Here is a 16716-nt window from a genome sequence, read left to right on the forward strand (position 1 = left end):
TTTGTTGTATATCCAGATGACCATGCTGCGCTAACGAAAGAGATTCCAAAATAACCTAAACCCATGTTGGATAGAATTGGGAAAAAGAAAACCGGCAATAGCGGAAATTATGGTCGTCATCAGGATGATCATCACTGAGCTAGTACTGCTGTTAATATACATTGACCATGTGAATGCAAGCATTATTCCAAGGAAAATGCCACCAATTGCGTAGTAGAAAGCTTGGATGATTCTATTGTCCATTATTTGAGTAGTCGTTTTGAATATATGTTTATATTTATCTTAAAAGGTTTTGTACAAAAAGCCCCTCAAAAGAGGGGCTTGAATCGCTAATTACGCAAAATTAAAGGTATTCAACACTAACAATTTCGTATTCAACTTCGCCATTTGGCGTTTGAATTTTTGCTTCGTCGCCTTCGCTTTTGCCCAAAAGGCCACGTGCGATAGGAGAGTTCACTGAAATTTTATTGATTTTAAAATCAGCTTCGTCATCGCCCACGATCATATAGGTCTTTTGTTCTTCGGTATCTAAGTTTTCGATAGTGACTGTCACCCCAAAAACCACACGACCGTTCTGTTCAAGTTCTTTTACATCGATAACTTGAGCCGCACCCAATTTACCTTCGATGTCTTGAACACGACCTTCACAGAAACCTTGTTGCTCACGCGCAGCATGGTATTCCGCATTTTCTTTCAAATCCCCGTGCTCACGTGCTTCAGCAATTGCCGCAATAATACGTGGACGTTCAATACTTTTTAATTGATGTAATTCTTTCTCTAAGGCTAATTTGCCTTGGGGAGTCATAGGATAACGTTGCATTGTTGTCCCTCAAGTCTGTGAGTGTAAAAAATATAGGTTTATAAATGAAAAAAGCCCGCCACCGAGAGGTGACGGGACTTCTCGGTAAACGAATTAACCTACAGTTTGTAAATCTTGCAAACGGTATACATCCATTGGCAATTGAATCGCAAAAGCTTGGCATACAGCATCAGCACCGTTCAAGGTCGTCGTGTTATACACTTTCGCTTGAAGCGCTGAACGACGAATCGAGAACGAATCTTGTTGAGCTTGTTTGCCTTCAGTTGTATTGATAATGAGGTGAACTTCGCCATTTTTCAAGCGGTCCACGATATTAGGACGGCCTTCAGTGACTTTATTTACACGTTCACACTCAATACCCGCAGCTTTAATGAACTCATAAGTACCGCCAGTCGCAAGTACTTTGAAACCAAAGCCTACCAGTTGCTTCGCAATACCAACAGCACGAGGCTTGTCTGAATCACGCACAGAGATAAATGCATGCTTCACTTCGCCTTCTGTAGGAAGACCCGGTACGCGTTCATTCGAGCCTAACACAGCTTTATAGAATGCTTCACCAAATGTTTTACCTACGCCCATTACTTCGCCTGTAGATTTCATCTCAGGGCCAAGAATAGGGTCAACACCCGGGAATTTGTTGAATGGGAACACCGCTTCTTTTACAGAGAAGTGAGTCGGGATGATTTCTTTAGTGAATCCTTGAGATTCTAAAGATTGACCCGCCATACAACGTGCAGCGACTTTTGCTAAAGACTCACCGATACATTTAGAAACGAATGGCACAGTACGAGACGCACGTGGATTCACTTCTAGGATGTAAACGTCTTCGCCTTTTACAGCAAACTGTACGTTCATCAAACCAACAACGCCAAGCTCTTTCGCCATAGCAACAGTTTGACGACGCATTTCGTCTTGGATTTCAACTGAGAGCGAGTATGGAGGAATCGAACATGCTGAGTCACCTGAGTGAATCCCTGCTTGTTCAATGTGCTGCATAATACCGCCAATCACAACGTCTTTACCGTCAGATACACAGTCTACGTCAACTTCAATCGCATCATCTAAGAAACGGTCAAGAAGAACAGGCGCTTCATTTGATGCTTGAACCGCATCACGTAAGTAGCGTTTAAGTTCGTCGTCGTTGTATACGATTTCCATCGCACGACCACCGAGTACATAAGAAGGACGTACTACAAGTGGGTAGCCTACTTTAGATGCTTCAGCCATACCTTCTTCAGCAGATTTTACGATGCTGTTGTTGGGTTGACGAAGTTGAAGACGTTGAATCATTTGTTGGAAACGTTCACGGTCTTCTGCGCGGTCAATCGCATCTGGTGATGTACCGATAATGGGTGCACCCGCTTCTTCTAAAGCACGAGCCAATTTAAGCGGCGTTTGACCACCGTACTGAACGATAATACCTTTTGGCTTTTCAGTACGTACGATTTCAAGTACATCTTCCAAAGTGATTGGTTCGAAGTACAAACGATCAGAAGTGTCGTAATCCGTTGAAACTGTTTCAGGGTTACAGTTCACCATGATGGTTTCGTAGCCATCTTCACGCATTGCAAGCGCCGCGTGTACACAGCAGTAATCGAATTCGATACCTTGACCAATACGGTTAGGACCACCACCGATCACCATGATCTTATCTTTATCAGATGGATTTGATTCACACTCTTCATCGTAAGTTGAATACATGTATGCAGTGTCAGATTCGAATTCTGCTGCACAAGTATCCACACGTTTGTAAACTGGAGTCACGCCCAAGTTCCAACGGTGCTTACGGAATTGTTTTTGTGAAATACCCATCAAGTTCGCGATGCGAAGGTCGGATAAACCTTTACGTTTGAACGAACGGATGTTATCTGCGTTTAGATCACCAAAACCTAAAGTTTTGATTTCATTTTCAGTTTTGATGATGTCTTCGATTTGGATCAAGAACCATTTATCGATTTTTGTCGCTTGGAACACGTCTTCTAACGTGAAACCATGACGGAATGCATCAGCCACATACCAAATACGCTCTGGACCCGGAACTTTAAGTTCAACCAAGATCTTTTCTTTCGCGCCTTCAGTACCTACAGCGATTTTTTCATCAAAACCACATGCGCCCACTTCAAGACCACGAAGCGCTTTGTTTACAGACTCTTGGAAGTTACGACCAATCGCCATCACTTCACCCACAGATTTCATTTGCGTGGTGAGCGTTGCGTCTGCTTGTGGGAATTTTTCGAAGTTGAAACGTGGAATTTTTGTTACCACGTAGTCAATTGCAGGTTCGAACGAAGCAGGAGTCGTTCCGCCCGTGATGTCATTTTTCAATTCATCAAGGGTATAACCGACAGCCAATTTCGCTGCGATTTTTGCAATCGGGAAACCTGTTGCTTTCGATGCAAGGGCAGATGAACGCGATACACGCGGGTTCATCTCGATGATCACCATACGGCCAGTATTTGGGCAAATACCGAACTGAACGTTAGAACCACCTGTTTCAACACCAATTTCGCGAAGAACTGCTAAAGATGCATTACGCATCAATTGGTATTCTTTGTCTGTCAATGTTTGCGCAGGAGCAACAGTGATAGAGTCACCTGTGTGCACGCCCATTGGGTCAAAGTTTTCGATCGCACAAACGATAATACAGTTATCGTTTTTGTCACGAACAACTTCCATCTCGTATTCTTTCCAACCAATTAAAGATTCATCAATCAATAATTGTTTAGTTGGGGAAAGATCGAAACCGCGTTCACAGATTTCAAGGAATTCTTCTTTGTTATAAGCGATACCACCGCCTGAACCACCCATCGTGAATGATGGACGGATAATCACAGGGAAGCCGAAGCGCGCTTGAATTTCTAACGCTTCTTCCATGTTTTCAGCAATTGCAGCTTTTGGACATTCAAGACCAATTTTACGCATTGCTTCATCAAACAGTTTGCGGTCTTCAGCTTTTTCAATCGCTTCTTTACTCGCACCGATCAATTCAACATTGTATTTTTCTAAAATACCGTTGGCATCAAGTGCAAGCGCACAGTTCAGTGCTGTTTGACCACCCATTGTTGGAAGGACAGCATCTGGACGCTCTTTTTCAATGATTTGTGCAACAGTCTGCCAAGTGATTGGCTCGATATAAGTTGCATCTGCCATCGCAGGGTCGGTCATAATGGTTGCTGGGTTAGAGTTCACCAAAATAACACGGTAGCCTTCTTCACGAAGAGCTTTACACGCTTGCGCACCTGAGTAGTCAAACTCACATGCCTGTCCGATGACAATCGGACCTGCACCAATAATTAAGATACTTTTAATGTCTGTACGTTTAGCCATGATCGCTTCCTTAATTACTTCTTAGATGCTTCGATAAGTTCGATGAAATGATCGAACAATGGTGCGCAGTCATGCGGACCAGGGCTTGCTTCAGGGTGACCTTGGAAGCTGAACGCTGGTTTGTCTGTACGATGAATCCCTTGAAGAGTTTGATCGAACAAAGACTTGTGCGTAGCTTTCAAGTTTGCAGGAAGTGTTTCTGCATCCACTGCGAAGCCGTGGTTTTGCGAAGTAATCATCACTATGCCAGTTTCCATGTTTTGAACAGGGTGGTTGGCACCATGGTGGCCGTGAGGCATTTTCACCGTTTTTGCACCTGAGGCAAGTGCAAGAATTTGGTGACCCAAGCAAATACCAAAGACAGGTAGGTTGCGAGCGTCTTCTACAATTGTTTTTACAGCTTCAATTGCGTAGTCACATGCAGCTGGATCGCCAGGGCCGTTCGATAAGAACACGCCATCTGGATTCAATGCAAGCACGTCAGCAGCAGGAGTTTGTGCAGGCACGACAGTGAGTTTACAACCGCGGTCTGCAAGCATACGTAAGATGTTGGTTTTGACACCGTAGTCGTATGCAACAACATGGAATTTAAGTTCAGGTTGTGTGAAGCCTTTGCCTAATACCCAAGAACCTTCTGTCCATTCGAAACCAGTTGGGTCACAGCATTCTTTCGCTAGGTCTAAACCATTTAAACCACCGAAGGCACGTGCTTTTTCTAAAGCTTGCTCTTCAGTAATATTTTCACCAGCAAGGATGCAACCATTTTGCGCACCTTTGTCACGCAAAATACGGGTTAATTTACGCGTATCAATATCTGCAATTGCGACAACATTATGTTCTTTTAAGTATTCGCCTAAAGATTGCGTTGATCGGAAGTTGCTATGCAATAAAGGCAGGTCACGAATGATCAATCCGTTGGCCCATACTTTATGAATTCGACCTGACTCAGCGTCTTCATCATTACAACCTGTGTTACCGATATGAGGGTAAGTTAAAGTCACAAGTTGTTGTGCATAACTCGGGTCAGTCAAAATTTCTTGATAGCCAGTCATGGCAGTGTTGAAAACGACTTCACCAGTCGTACTACCCGATGCACCAATAGACGTTCCTTTAAAGATCGTACCATCGGCAAGGGCTAAAATTGCTGGGGTGCTCAAACCAAAGCTCCTGAAATTTAGGCTGTAAAAAAGCGAGTAGACGAAAAAAAAGGAAGGCTATCTAAAAACCTACCCTCCCTATGTCTGCTCGCTTGAACTTAACATGGCACTATACGCAACTTTACCCATAAAGTCCATGCCAATAAGACGGAATTAACAAGATAAAGGGTTTTTATTTTGTAGAGAAAGTAGTTTTAAGTTTTTAAAAGAAAAATGTAACAACAAATAATTGTCTGACAAATCAGAATCTAAATTTTATCAAATCACGTTAAGCTGTCGCTGTGTATATAACAACAGGAATAAAATCATGACTGAGCAAGAAAAAGTGACTAAATCAAAGTCAGCGTTGAAAGAAGTCGTTGCAGAAAGCACTGAAAAGCTTGAGCAAGTGGCGAAAGAAGCAACAGAGCAGGTCACTGAAGCCGTAGTTGAAAGTAAAGAGAAGATTGAGGCAGAAGCGAAACAGCTTAATGCCAGTGTGCAAGATCAAATTCGTCAGTTGAAAGAAGATGTATTGCAGCGTATCGACAGTTTGAAATCACAATTAAATCTGTCTCAGAAAGATTTGACTGAGCTTAAAGATTTTGTGAAAACTGAAGTTAATGCTGTGATTGATGATTTGAGCAAATTTGGTAAAGAGTTAAAAGATGATGTGAGTCAGATTTCTGTCAAGCATAAAGATCAACTCACTGAAACTTTTAAACGTTCTAAAGAGCATACGCTTGAAGCTTGGAATAAAGTATCAAGTAAAGAAATCTCTTGAGCTTGTGAGTAAATAAGAACCTTTAAGCTTCACCTCTCCTTGTAAAGGGAGAGGAGTTGAATTGCTTTAGAGCTGATGTAGCCAATCACGCTTGTTGTGGAAGTCTGCATTTGGACTGCTATGCTGCATGGCGTAGAACTGTTCACCTTGAGCAGTTTTTAGCACAGCCGTTAAACCAATAAATAAGTCAGACCATTTCAATTTATGTTTCAGTATAAATTCGGTTAAATCTAAACTGACATTCAGTCCATAGTGCGTGCGCTTAAGTTGATTTAACTCAATATCATACGCAGCATGTGGCGGCATATCTTCAGGATAGCGATACTCTTCAAATTGATAAACTTGCCACGCTTGAGAAGGCGACAAATTGATTTCACGATAAAAATCTTCGTCTTTCACACCAATAAAAATCTCAAAGCAGGTGCTTTCCCAAAGAAAATCCTGACGTGGGTGAGCGGAAACCAATGCAGGCCACTCAATCCACTGGTTCGGGTCACGAATCCAAAAGCCGACATTTAGATTAAAAGGGCTGACTTGTTCAATCGCGCCGACCACTGAAATCGCTTGAAAGCGACGATCAAATGCACTGAGCTCGTAGCTTGCCATAAATTGAAATTACTTAGATAAATGTGCGTGGCGAACAAGGTTCGAAAGTTTTGGATTTTGTTGCTTAGCTTTTTTATAAAGCAGGGCAATTTTACCAATCGTTTGCACGACTTCAGCACCTGTCACTTCCGAGATTTCAGCAATAGCCGCTACACGTGCTTCACGATCTTCACCAGCAATTTTAACTTTGATAAGTTCGTGATCATTTAATGCACGGGTAGTTTCCTCAACGACATTTTCAGTCAAACCTTGACCACCAATCATTACTACAGGATTAAGTGCATGACCAATTTGACGTAAACGCTTGCGTTCCTGAATAGATAAAGCCGCCATGAAAGATAACCTAATTTTAAAAACGACCTAGTATAGCAAAATTGAGTTGAAGCGGTTGAAATAATCGATCTTGTTGATTGAAAAAAACAGCAGGATAAAGTGGATTTTGATACAGATGTATACTGCAAGCACTTGGTTTTTCACGTACAATAAAAAATTAGAAGTTTTTATACGCATAGAGAGTTATGGCAACACGCATTACCAATCAAAAATTATCCCAAAGTAGTCGTGCGTGGATGAGAGAACATCTTGATGATCCTTTCGTGAAAAAAGCGCAAAAGGAAGGTTATCGAGCACGTGCTGCTTATAAGTTATTGGAAATTCAAGAAAAATATAAAATTATTAAGCCCGGTATGACCGTGGTGGATTTGGGAGCTGCTCCAGGGAGTTGGTCTCAAATCGCAGGAAAACTGGTCGGTGACAAAGGTTTAGTCATTGCATCAGATATTTTAGAAATGGATGCTTTACCAGATGTGACTTTTTTACAAGGTGACTTTCGTGAGGAAGAAGTCTTCGAAAAATTGTTAAATATTTTAAATGGGCGCGTTGTTGACGTTGTAATTTCAGATATGGCCCCCAATACATCAGGTAATAAGGCTGTAGATCAACCTCGTCAAATTTACCTTTGTGAGCTTGCATTAGATTTTGCCAATAAGGTTTTAGGACCGAAAGGGCAGTTTGTGGTGAAAGTTTTCCAAGGCACTGGATTTGACGAATTCCGTAAACAAGTGGTCGATAGTTTTGACGTGCTGAAGACGGCTAAGCCGGCTGCATCACGTGCTCGTTCGAAAGAAGTTTTTTTAATCGGCCAAGGGCGCAAGAAGGCTTTGAAGTAAAGTTTACTTGCCAACGCGTTAAAAATTGTGCATTTTGTACTTTTTTACATTATTGAACAGCTGGGTTTACAGCTTACATTATTAAGGTCACCCATCCTTGGGCATGATCAAATTAGATTGATATGGGAATAAAGCTTTGAGCGATCTCTTCAAGAATGCCGTGTTGTGGCTCATTATACTGGGTGTGCTGATTTTAATTTTCAGCAACATCAGTGACCGTGATAAGCCAACTGCAATGAACTATTCAGAGTTCGTTACAGCGGTGAATGCTGGTCAAATTAAGCAAGTCACAATTGATGGTGAAAGAATTAGTGGCACTAAATCAAATGGATCTGAATTTGAAAGTATCCGTCCAGCGGTGCAAGATCCTGAATTGATGCCTAGCCTGATTAAAAACAATGTTGTCGTTGAAGGAACTGCACCACAACGTCAAGGTTTGTTGATGCAACTTCTGATTGCAAGCTTCCCTGTACTTTTAATCATTTTGTTATTCATGTTCTTTATGCGCAACATGGGTGGCGGAGCAGGCGGTAAAAACGGCCCAATGAGTTTTGGTAAGTCAAAAGCAAAAATGCTTTCTGAAGACCAAATTAAAATTACATTTACTGATGTAGCGGGCTGTGATGAAGCAAAGCAAGAAGTCGTCGAAATTGTAGACTTCTTGAAAGATCCTGCGAAGTTTAAACGTCTAGGTGCAACCATTCCAAAAGGCGTTTTGATGGTGGGTCCACCAGGTACAGGTAAAACTTTGCTTGCAAAAGCCATTGCGGGTGAAGCGAAAGTTCCTTTCTTTAGCATTTCTGGTTCTGACTTCGTTGAGATGTTTGTGGGTGTTGGTGCATCACGTGTCCGTGATATGTTCGAACAAGCTAAACGTCATGCACCATGTATCATTTTCATTGATGAGATTGATGCGGTAGGTCGTCATCGTGGTTCGGGTACAGGTGGTGGTCATGATGAACGTGAACAAACCTTAAACCAGATGTTGGTAGAAATGGATGGTTTTGAAGGTAATGAAGGCATTATCGTCATTGCTGCAACCAACCGTGCAGATGTATTGGATAAAGCATTGCTACGACCAGGTCGTTTTGACCGCCAAGTCATGGTGGGTCTTCCAGACATTAAAGGTCGTGAGCAAATTTTAAATGTTCACTTGAAGAAATTGCCGTCGGTGACTGGTGTAGATCTGAAAGTTCTTGCACGTGGTACGCCTGGTTTCTCTGGTGCACAATTAGCAAACTTGGTGAATGAGGCTGCATTGTTTGCTGCTCGCCGTAATAAAAACACGGTTGATATGCATGACTTTGAAGATGCTAAAGACAAAATTTACATGGGACCAGAGCGTAAATCGATGGTTCTACGTGAAGAAGAGCGTCGTGCAACGGCTTACCATGAAGCAGGCCATGCTATTGTTGCAGAAATTTTGCCGGGTACAGACCCTGTTCATAAAGTTACAATCATGCCACGAGGTTGGGCATTGGGTGTAACTTGGCAGTTGCCTGAACAAGACCAAATTAGCCACTATAAAGACAAGATGTTGAATGAACTTTCAATTTTGTTTGGTGGTCGTATTGCCGAAGAAATCTTTATTAACCAACAGTCAACTGGTGCTTCGAATGACTTCGAGCGTGCAACCAAAATGGCACGTTCGATGGTGACCAAATATGGTATGTCGGACAGATTGGGTGTAATGGTTTATGAAGATGAAAACCAAAATGGTTTCTTCGGTAATGTTGGTAGCCGTACTATTTCTGAAGCTACACAGCAAAAAGTAGATGAAGAAGTACGTCGTATTTTGGATGAGCAGTACCGTGTGGCGCGTGAAGTCTTAGAAAATAACAAAGATATTGCACATGCCATGGTGAAAGCTTTGATGGAATGGGAAACGATTGATCGTGATCAGATCCGTGACATTATGGAAGGTCGCGAGCCACAACCACCTAAAGTGTATGTGGCGGAGAATCCTGTGATTGATGTGACCCCAACCAAGGGTCCATCTACTCCACCACCATTACCAGCAAGTTAAGTTTAAACGTTAATGAAAAGAGTCTCTACATGAGGCTCTTTTTTTGTGCTGAGGCTTTTGAAGTGATGTTTAGGTTAAAACTTTTCAGCCAGAGAGAGCATTGAATTGCTACACTAATAGCACTTGTTTCAGGAGTGTTTTCATGCAAATTATGCCCTTACCCAATCGAGTTTTAGCATGTGGTCGTTTAAGTTTAGATTTGTCACAACCACATGTAATGGGTATTTTGAATGTTACACCTGATTCTTTCAGTGATGGTGGATTACATAACACCAAGGATGCAGCGGTTGCACATGCATTACAGATGCTCACTGAAGGTGCAACTGTGATTGATGTTGGTGGAGAATCTACGCGACCGGGAGCATCTGTGGTTGAGATCGGAGAAGAAATTCGACGAGTGATTCCTGTGGTGGAAGCACTTGCACAGCATGATGTGATTATTTCAATTGATACTTCTGAACCAGAGGTAATACGTGCGGCTGTAGCAGCAGGAGCGCATATTTGGAATGATGTCCGTGCATTAACTCGGCCACAGGCCCTTCAAACTGCTGCTGAGTTAAATATACCGATTATTATTATGCATATGCGTGGTGAACCAACTACGATGAATAATCTGGACCAATACCGAGATGTCACGGAAGATGTGATGATTGAATTGCAGCAACGAGTTGATGATGCATTGGCTGCTGGGGTTAAGCCTGAACATATTTTGATTGATCCAGGTTTTGGTTTTGCCAAAAATGCCCAGCAAAACCTCAAATTGCTCAATGAGTTTTGGAAATTGAATGCAATGGGGTATCCAATACTATCGGCATTGTCGCGTAAGCGTTTTATTGGTGAAGCATTGGGAGGGGCTGATGCAGGGCAGCGAGCAATAGGTTCGGTTGCTGCGCATTTATTGAGTATTCAACAAGGGGCATGTATGGTGCGTGCACATGATGTTAAAGCGATGTCCGATGCAATTAAAGTGTGGCAAGCTATGCAATTGGCTTAGTTGTTGATTGAATTTTTCAAAGAAATAAAAGGATTATTGCTTTAATCTTTTTGGGTTGCCACGCAGTAAGTGTGTGCTGTAAAGATGTAGATGAGTTTGTTAAATATTTGAAATTAAAATAACACGGGAATAATGATGATTGTGAAACCGAAATTGTTGGTTGTGAGCATGAGTGGTTTATTGTTGGTGGCTTGTGGGAAAATGCCCAATCAACAGATGTCTATGAGCAAAATGGCAGCTGTGGAAGTGGGAATACCTGTACCATCAATGGTAAATGCTTATGAAAGTATGCCACAACCCATTGAGAATACTGAAAACTATCAGAAAATAGAAACCAATCCAGTATATGTGGTTGCACAACAGCCCATCTCGACGTTTAGTGTTGATGTGGATACGGGCAGTTATAGCAATGTGAGGCGTTTTCTGACACGTGAAGGTCAGTTGCCGCCTGTAGATGCGGTTCGAATTGAGGAAATGGTGAATTATTTCAACTATGATTATCCCAATCCTACGGGGCAGCATCCATTTTCAGTGAATACTGAGGTTGTAAATTCGCCATGGCAGCCAACTACTAAAATTATAAAAATTGGTATTAAAGCTAAAGATTTGGAAATAAAGCAATTACCACCTGCTAATCTGGTATTTTTGGTGGATGTTTCGGGAAGTATGGATGAGGACAATAAACTGCCTTTGGTTAAAAAAACCTTAACCTTACTTACTGAACAATTGCGCCCACAAGATAAAGTTACCATTGTGACCTATGCGAGTGGCGAAGATTTAGCATTGGCACCGACTTCTGGTGCAGACAAGGATAAAATTTTAAAAGTCATTCACCGATTAAAAGCGGGGGGTGCTACTTCAGGTGAGCGAGCAATTCAATTGGCCTATGAACAAGCACAAAAGTCTTATGTTCAGGGTGGCATTAACCGCATTCTGATTGCAACAGATGGTGATTTTAATGTGGGAATTACTAATTTTGAAACCTTAAAAGGGATGATCGCTGAGAAACGAAAGTCAGGGATTTCTTTCTCTACATTCGGTTTTGGAACGGGTAATTATGATGAGCAGTTGATGGAACAATTGGCGGATGCGGGAGATGGTAACTATAGTTATATCGACAATGAGCGTGAAGCAAAAAAAGTATTACAGCGACAACTGAGTTCGACATTGGCAACGGTTGCTCAAGATGTAAAAATCCAAGTGGAATTTAATCCGGCTACGGTTAAAGAATACCGTTTAATTGGTTATGAGAATCGCGTATTAAATAATGAAGATTTTAATAATGATCGTGTCGATGCGGGTGATATCGGTGCGGGACATACAGTCACAGCCTTATATGAAATTATTCCTGTAGGGCAAAAAGGTTGGTTGAATGAATCGCGTTATCAAGCGCCAGTAAACTCAACCAAAGCCAACAAACAAGAATATGCTTATGTGAATGTACGTTATAAACAACCACAACAAAGCCAAAGTATTTTACTGAGTCAACCTGTCCCTGCGCGCAGTGTGGCATTGACACAGGCATCTTCAGATACTCGCTTTGCTATTGCGGTTGCATCTTATGCTCAACAGCTACGTGGTGGGCAATATAATGCCAATATGAAGTGGGATGATATTTTAAAATTAGCCCAAAGTGCAGCTCAACCAGATGAATTTGGCTTGCGTGCAGAATTTTTAGATTTGGTGAAAACAGCGAAAAGCTTAAGTGCTGAGTCTATAAAACCCTAAGGATTCAGGTTATTTTTATATTCAGACAACTGGGCAGTATTTATACTGCCCATTTTTTATTTGGTAAATGTTCATCTTTATGCTATATAGGCTCGCGTTTATAAGTAGTTTTGAGTGGCTGTATGTTTGCAGATTTACTTCTCCCAATGTTTGACGATGATTATTACCCTGATGTATTGGTGGCGGATGTACAACAATGCATTGTGCAATTTGCCAATAAAGTCGCAAAGGTCAAAGAAAGCACGGCAGAAATTTATCGTTTTGCTAATGAAACAGTTATGGCAATTAATGAAATGAAGCCACAATTTGAAGATTTAGATTCATCCTTGGATGATACCGCTGCGGATTATATTGCCGAAGCGATGATGATGGTGGTGCAAGAGCATGGCCATTTCGATGTGGAAATGGAAGAGTTGATTGTAAATCGAGAGTGGTAACACTCTCTTTTTTTATTTATTTCAGATATAAAAAAACCAGCTTTCGCTGGATTCTTTATTGCACCATTTTAAGAAGTATTAAAATGGTGCCCGGGGCCGGACTCGAACCGGCACGCTTTGAGGGCGGGGGATTTTAAATCCCCTGTGTCTACCTATTTCACCACCCGGGCATGAGCGCAATAATAGAGTACGAATTTATTCTTTGCAAGACTATTTCTTTGTATTTGCTTTATTTTCAGACAATTCAGAGGTTTGTGATCAAAAAATCACAATTTCAACGCCAATCTAATTTTTATTGTCATCATATGTTCATGTAATTGAGATCATCATTAAATAATTATTGCCTATTTTTAACTCACGTTTGTAGTGGATTAAAAAAATGACAAATACTTTAACGCGCCGTGAACTCATTCAAAAAACTTTAGCGGGTTTTGGTGCAGTCTCTTTACCTATTTCGCTCACCGCATGTGGTGATGACTCAGATCACGCTTCTGGCTCTGGTGTGAGTGTTCAATTTAAACATGGTGTAGCCAGTGGCGACCCTTTACAAGATCGTGTGATTATTTGGACGCGGGCGACACCTAGTGATGTGCAAGCACGCTTAGAAATTACTTGGGAAGTTGCTCTAGATGCACAATTTACTCAAATTAAAACCTCAGGTAAAGTGCAAACAAGCCCAGCACAAGACTTTACCGTGAAAGTAGATGTTACTGGCTTACAGGCACAGCAGCGTTATTTCTATCGCTTCCGCTTCGGGCAAACAGTTTCACCGATTGGGCAAACCAAAACCTTACCATCGCAAACCAATCAGGTGAAATTAGCCGTCTGTTCTTGTTCAAACTATCCTGCGGGCTATTTTTATGTTTATCGTGAAATGGCCAAACAAGATGTTGATGTGGTGCTGCATCTTGGAGACTATATTTATGAATACGGTCAAAATGGTTATGCGACTGAAGATTCGGAAAAGTTAGGACGCTTATTGGCAGCAGATAATCAGCAAGAAATATTGAGCTTGGAAGATTATCGCAAACGTTATGCTTTGTATCGTCAAGATGCTGATTTACAAGCATTGCATCAGCGACACCCTTTTATTGTCATTTGGGATGATCATGAGCTTGCCAATGATACGTGGCGTAATGGAGCAGAGAATCATACTGAGGCAACAGCTCAGGCACAAAATGAAGGTAAGTTCTCAGAGCGTAAGCTGGCGGCATTACAAGCTTATTTTGAGTGGATGCCTATTCGTCCTGTTTCAGAGGATGATCATTTACATATCTATCGTCAGTTTAATTTTGGTTCATTGGTACAGCTCACCATGTTGGACACACGAATTATTGCACGTGATCAGCAATTGGATTATGCCAATTATATGACGGCTCAGGGCTTAAATACGGTGCAGTTTCAGCAAGATTTGTTAGCACAAGACCGAACTTTGCTTGGCTATGAGCAACGTGATTGGTTGTTGCGGAAAATGATGCAAAGCAATGCACAGTGGAACTTATTGGGACAACAAATTTTAATGTCAAAGATGTTTATTCCTGCCGAGTTGCTTTTATCTTTGGTGGAAATTACCAGTGGCTCAGTCAGTGCTGAAACGCTCACAAGAATGAATGCGCAAATTACTGAATTAGTGGGTATTAAATTGCGTGCTCAAGCGGGTGATCCTACATTGACAGATTTGGAAAAGGCGCGGGTTAATACGTTGGCACCTTATAATCTGGATGCATGGGATGGTTATTTTTATGAACGGGAAGTATTGTATGCAACCCTAAAGGCCTTGAATAAGAAAGTAGTGGTCTTGGCTGGGGATACGCATAATGCTTGGTATTCTGAATTGCTGAGCAAGGATCAAGACGTGGTTGGTGTCGAATTGGCGACAAGTTCTGTGTCTTCGCCTGGTTTAGAAAAGTATTTGAATATTCCTTTGGCACAATTGCAGCAATTTGAATATGCCTTTCAAACACTCATTAATGATTTAGCTTATTGTAATTTGAATCAGCGCGGCTATCTGTTGGTGAGTTTTACTGAGCAGAACATGCAAGCTGATTGGATCTTTGTTGATAGTATCAAGGAAAAAAGTTATGTGGTCGATGAAACCAGAGGGCATCAATTGATATTCAATTCACAGCTACAAGTGTTGGAATCATTACCACAATCAGCATAACCGCAATAAAATAAAAAACTGGGAAAGTCCCAGTTTTTTATTACATTAAGCTATCCAGATAATTTTCTAAATCTTGATGTTTATGTGTTTGGCAAAGTTGCTGTTCCATATGCATAGATTTTAAATGCAAAGCATGAAAGTGCTGTAATTGTTTAGTTTTTTGCTGATATTTTTCAGTATCTTTTCCAGTGAATTTTAGTTGAAATTTTAGTTTAAGCGTCTGTTTATAACTCCAGAAGTTAAAACGTCTTAATTCTTGCAGGTAATACAATCCAACATGGGTTGCGCTATTACGAAAAAGATTTTCTTTATAAAATTTCACAAAGCCAAAACCCATCGCAAAGAAAAACAGTACAATTTGCAAAAAAGTACTTTCAATAAATGCGATATTAATTGCTTGTAGAATAATTAATGCTGCAATTTTAATCGGTGCATGTTGTTGCTGTTCATAACAGGAGCTTGAGCTGTGTCTCATTTGTTTGAGTACAATCGGAACATACAGCATAAATAACAACATAAAGCACAATACAGCAAAGCCGTGCGCTTGAAAGGTGGTAAAGCGAGGAAAGTATATTTCGAAATAATGTCCTAAGCTGAAGGACAGGGAAACAAAAATCATAATGGCTAAAATCCAAGGAATAAATTCTTTGATTTCATCCATTAAACCTTTGGTTTTGAGCATGCCGTAAAATACAAAGTTACGTTTAAATGCTGCGGGATACTGCATTTGTAACGGTTTTAAAAAAAGTGCTGCCTGCTTATCACTGACCATAAAAATGAGTACTTGAAAGTTACGGCATTATAAATCAGAAATACACTTTTTGTTTAAATGATCTTAAAATCGATTAGAAGAGTGTAAAATTTGATTGTGAAATAGGATCGTGACATAACCTTGCCTGTAGATAGCATATTTAAAAAACTGAGATCAGTTGAAGGGTTTTATGAAAACTACCGCTATGCCATTACATAATTTATATAAATTTTAAGAGTTGCTTTTTGGTTTGTTATTCCGTGGCTATCAGATATGGGGAGATTGCTTCTAAGTCTTGAGCCATTATTTTTGCCGGAATTCCTTGGCAATCAAGATATGGTAAAAGGCTGTAGTTTTGAAGATCTAACACAATTCCCCAAACAGACTATCCTCAAAGAAATGGAGAATGGGAATTTACACTTATCTATTTTTATCACTCGTCTAAAGCAATGATTGCATTGTGTGCATTACTGGATTTTTATGTAAATATTTTTCAACTTAATAATTTAAAAGAGGATTTCTTTCGGGAGTTAAAAGCCTACGTGTAATAATCGCTAACCTTCCATAAAGCACTACAGCACTTTGGGAAATTTAACTTTGCTGGATTAAGTACATGGGGGATATTTTAGACATAAAAAAACCAGCTTTCGCTGGGTTCTTTATTGCACCATTTTAAGAAGTATTAAAATGGTGCCCGGGGCCGGACTCGAACCGGCACGCTTTGAGGGCGGGGGATTTTAAATCCCCTGTGTCTACCTATTTCACCACCCGGGC

The 16716-nt window shown here is 40.9% G+C and carries 13 protein-coding genes and 2 tRNA genes; 7 read left to right on the top strand and 8 right to left on the bottom strand.

What is annotated here, in order from left to right; all coding sequences use genetic code 11:
- Positions 1–343: 343 nt before the first annotated feature.
- The 3 genes from greA to carA all read right to left on the bottom strand — a co-directional run bounded on the left by greA (position 344) and on the right by carA (position 5304).
- Complete coding sequence (greA, locus tag DCO44_RS06870; protein ID WP_116760346.1) at positions 344–820, bottom strand: transcription elongation factor GreA; 477 nt, start codon at positions 818–820, stop codon at positions 344–346.
- 93 nt (positions 821–913) lie between these two features.
- On the bottom strand, positions 914–4147 hold the full coding sequence (carB, locus tag DCO44_RS06875; RefSeq protein ID WP_116760348.1) for a carbamoyl-phosphate synthase large subunit: 3234 nt from the start codon (positions 4145–4147) through the stop codon (positions 914–916).
- A gap of 14 nt (positions 4148–4161) precedes the next feature.
- Complete coding sequence (carA, locus tag DCO44_RS06880) at positions 4162–5304, bottom strand: glutamine-hydrolyzing carbamoyl-phosphate synthase small subunit (protein WP_116760350.1); 1143 nt, start codon at positions 5302–5304, stop codon at positions 4162–4164.
- A 307-nt stretch (positions 5305–5611) separates the two neighbouring features.
- Between carA and DCO44_RS06885 the strand changes: the two genes are divergently transcribed.
- A complete protein-coding gene (locus DCO44_RS06885; RefSeq protein ID WP_116760352.1) occupies positions 5612–6067 on the top strand; it encodes a hypothetical protein in 456 nt (151 codons plus the stop codon).
- 66 nt (positions 6068–6133) lie between these two features.
- On the opposite strand, the gene DCO44_RS06890 is transcribed toward DCO44_RS06885, so the two are convergent.
- Complete coding sequence (locus DCO44_RS06890; protein WP_116760354.1) at positions 6134–6673, bottom strand: DOMON-like domain-containing protein; 540 nt, start codon at positions 6671–6673, stop codon at positions 6134–6136.
- 9 nt (positions 6674–6682) lie between these two features.
- A complete protein-coding gene (locus DCO44_RS06895; protein WP_116760356.1) occupies positions 6683–7006 on the bottom strand; it encodes a YhbY family RNA-binding protein in 324 nt (107 codons plus the stop codon).
- 185 nt (positions 7007–7191) lie between these two features.
- On the opposite strand from DCO44_RS06895, the gene rlmE reads away from it, so the two are divergent.
- The 5 genes from rlmE (at position 7192) to DCO44_RS06920 (ending at position 13027) form a co-directional block, all read left to right on the top strand.
- Positions 7192–7842 carry a 23S rRNA (uridine(2552)-2'-O)-methyltransferase RlmE gene (gene rlmE, locus DCO44_RS06900; protein WP_116760358.1) on the top strand — a complete coding sequence of 217 codons (651 nt, stop codon included), beginning with the start codon at positions 7192–7194 and terminating at the stop codon, positions 7840–7842.
- Positions 7843–7978: 136 nt separating this feature from the next.
- Positions 7979–9868: an ATP-dependent zinc metalloprotease FtsH gene (ftsH, locus tag DCO44_RS06905; RefSeq protein ID WP_116760360.1), complete on the top strand. Its 1890-nt coding sequence runs from the start codon at positions 7979–7981 to the stop codon at positions 9866–9868.
- Positions 9869–10010: 142 nt separating this feature from the next.
- Positions 10011–10862: a dihydropteroate synthase gene (gene folP, locus DCO44_RS06910; RefSeq protein WP_116760362.1), complete on the top strand. Its 852-nt coding sequence runs from the start codon at positions 10011–10013 to the stop codon at positions 10860–10862.
- Positions 10863–10997: 135 nt separating this feature from the next.
- Positions 10998–12590, top strand: coding sequence for a VWA domain-containing protein (locus DCO44_RS06915; protein ID WP_171304944.1), 1593 nt, complete (start codon positions 10998–11000; stop codon positions 12588–12590).
- A gap of 122 nt (positions 12591–12712) precedes the next feature.
- The gene (locus DCO44_RS06920; protein ID WP_116760366.1) at positions 12713–13027 is read left to right on the top strand and encodes a DUF5713 family protein; all 315 of its coding nucleotides are present in this window, start codon (positions 12713–12715) and stop codon (positions 13025–13027) included.
- Between the two features lie 84 nt (positions 13028–13111).
- Here DCO44_RS06920 and DCO44_RS06925 read toward each other — a convergent pair.
- Positions 13112–13197: transfer RNA gene (locus DCO44_RS06925), tRNA-Leu, on the bottom strand.
- Between the two features lie 209 nt (positions 13198–13406).
- On the opposite strand from DCO44_RS06925, the gene DCO44_RS06930 reads away from it, so the two are divergent.
- Complete coding sequence (locus tag DCO44_RS06930; protein WP_116760368.1) at positions 13407–15191, top strand: alkaline phosphatase D family protein; 1785 nt, start codon at positions 13407–13409, stop codon at positions 15189–15191.
- 40 nt (positions 15192–15231) lie between these two features.
- Here the strand turns inward: DCO44_RS06930 and DCO44_RS06935 are convergent, their stop codons facing one another.
- Positions 15232–15963 carry a hypothetical protein gene (locus DCO44_RS06935; RefSeq protein ID WP_116760369.1) on the bottom strand — a complete coding sequence of 244 codons (732 nt, stop codon included), beginning with the start codon at positions 15961–15963 and terminating at the stop codon, positions 15232–15234.
- Between the two features lie 667 nt (positions 15964–16630).
- Positions 16631–16716, bottom strand: a tRNA-Leu gene (locus tag DCO44_RS06945).

The sequence above is a fragment of the Acinetobacter sp. AM genome (assembly GCF_003105055.1).
Lineage (GTDB): Bacteria > Pseudomonadota > Gammaproteobacteria > Pseudomonadales > Moraxellaceae > Acinetobacter > Acinetobacter tibetensis.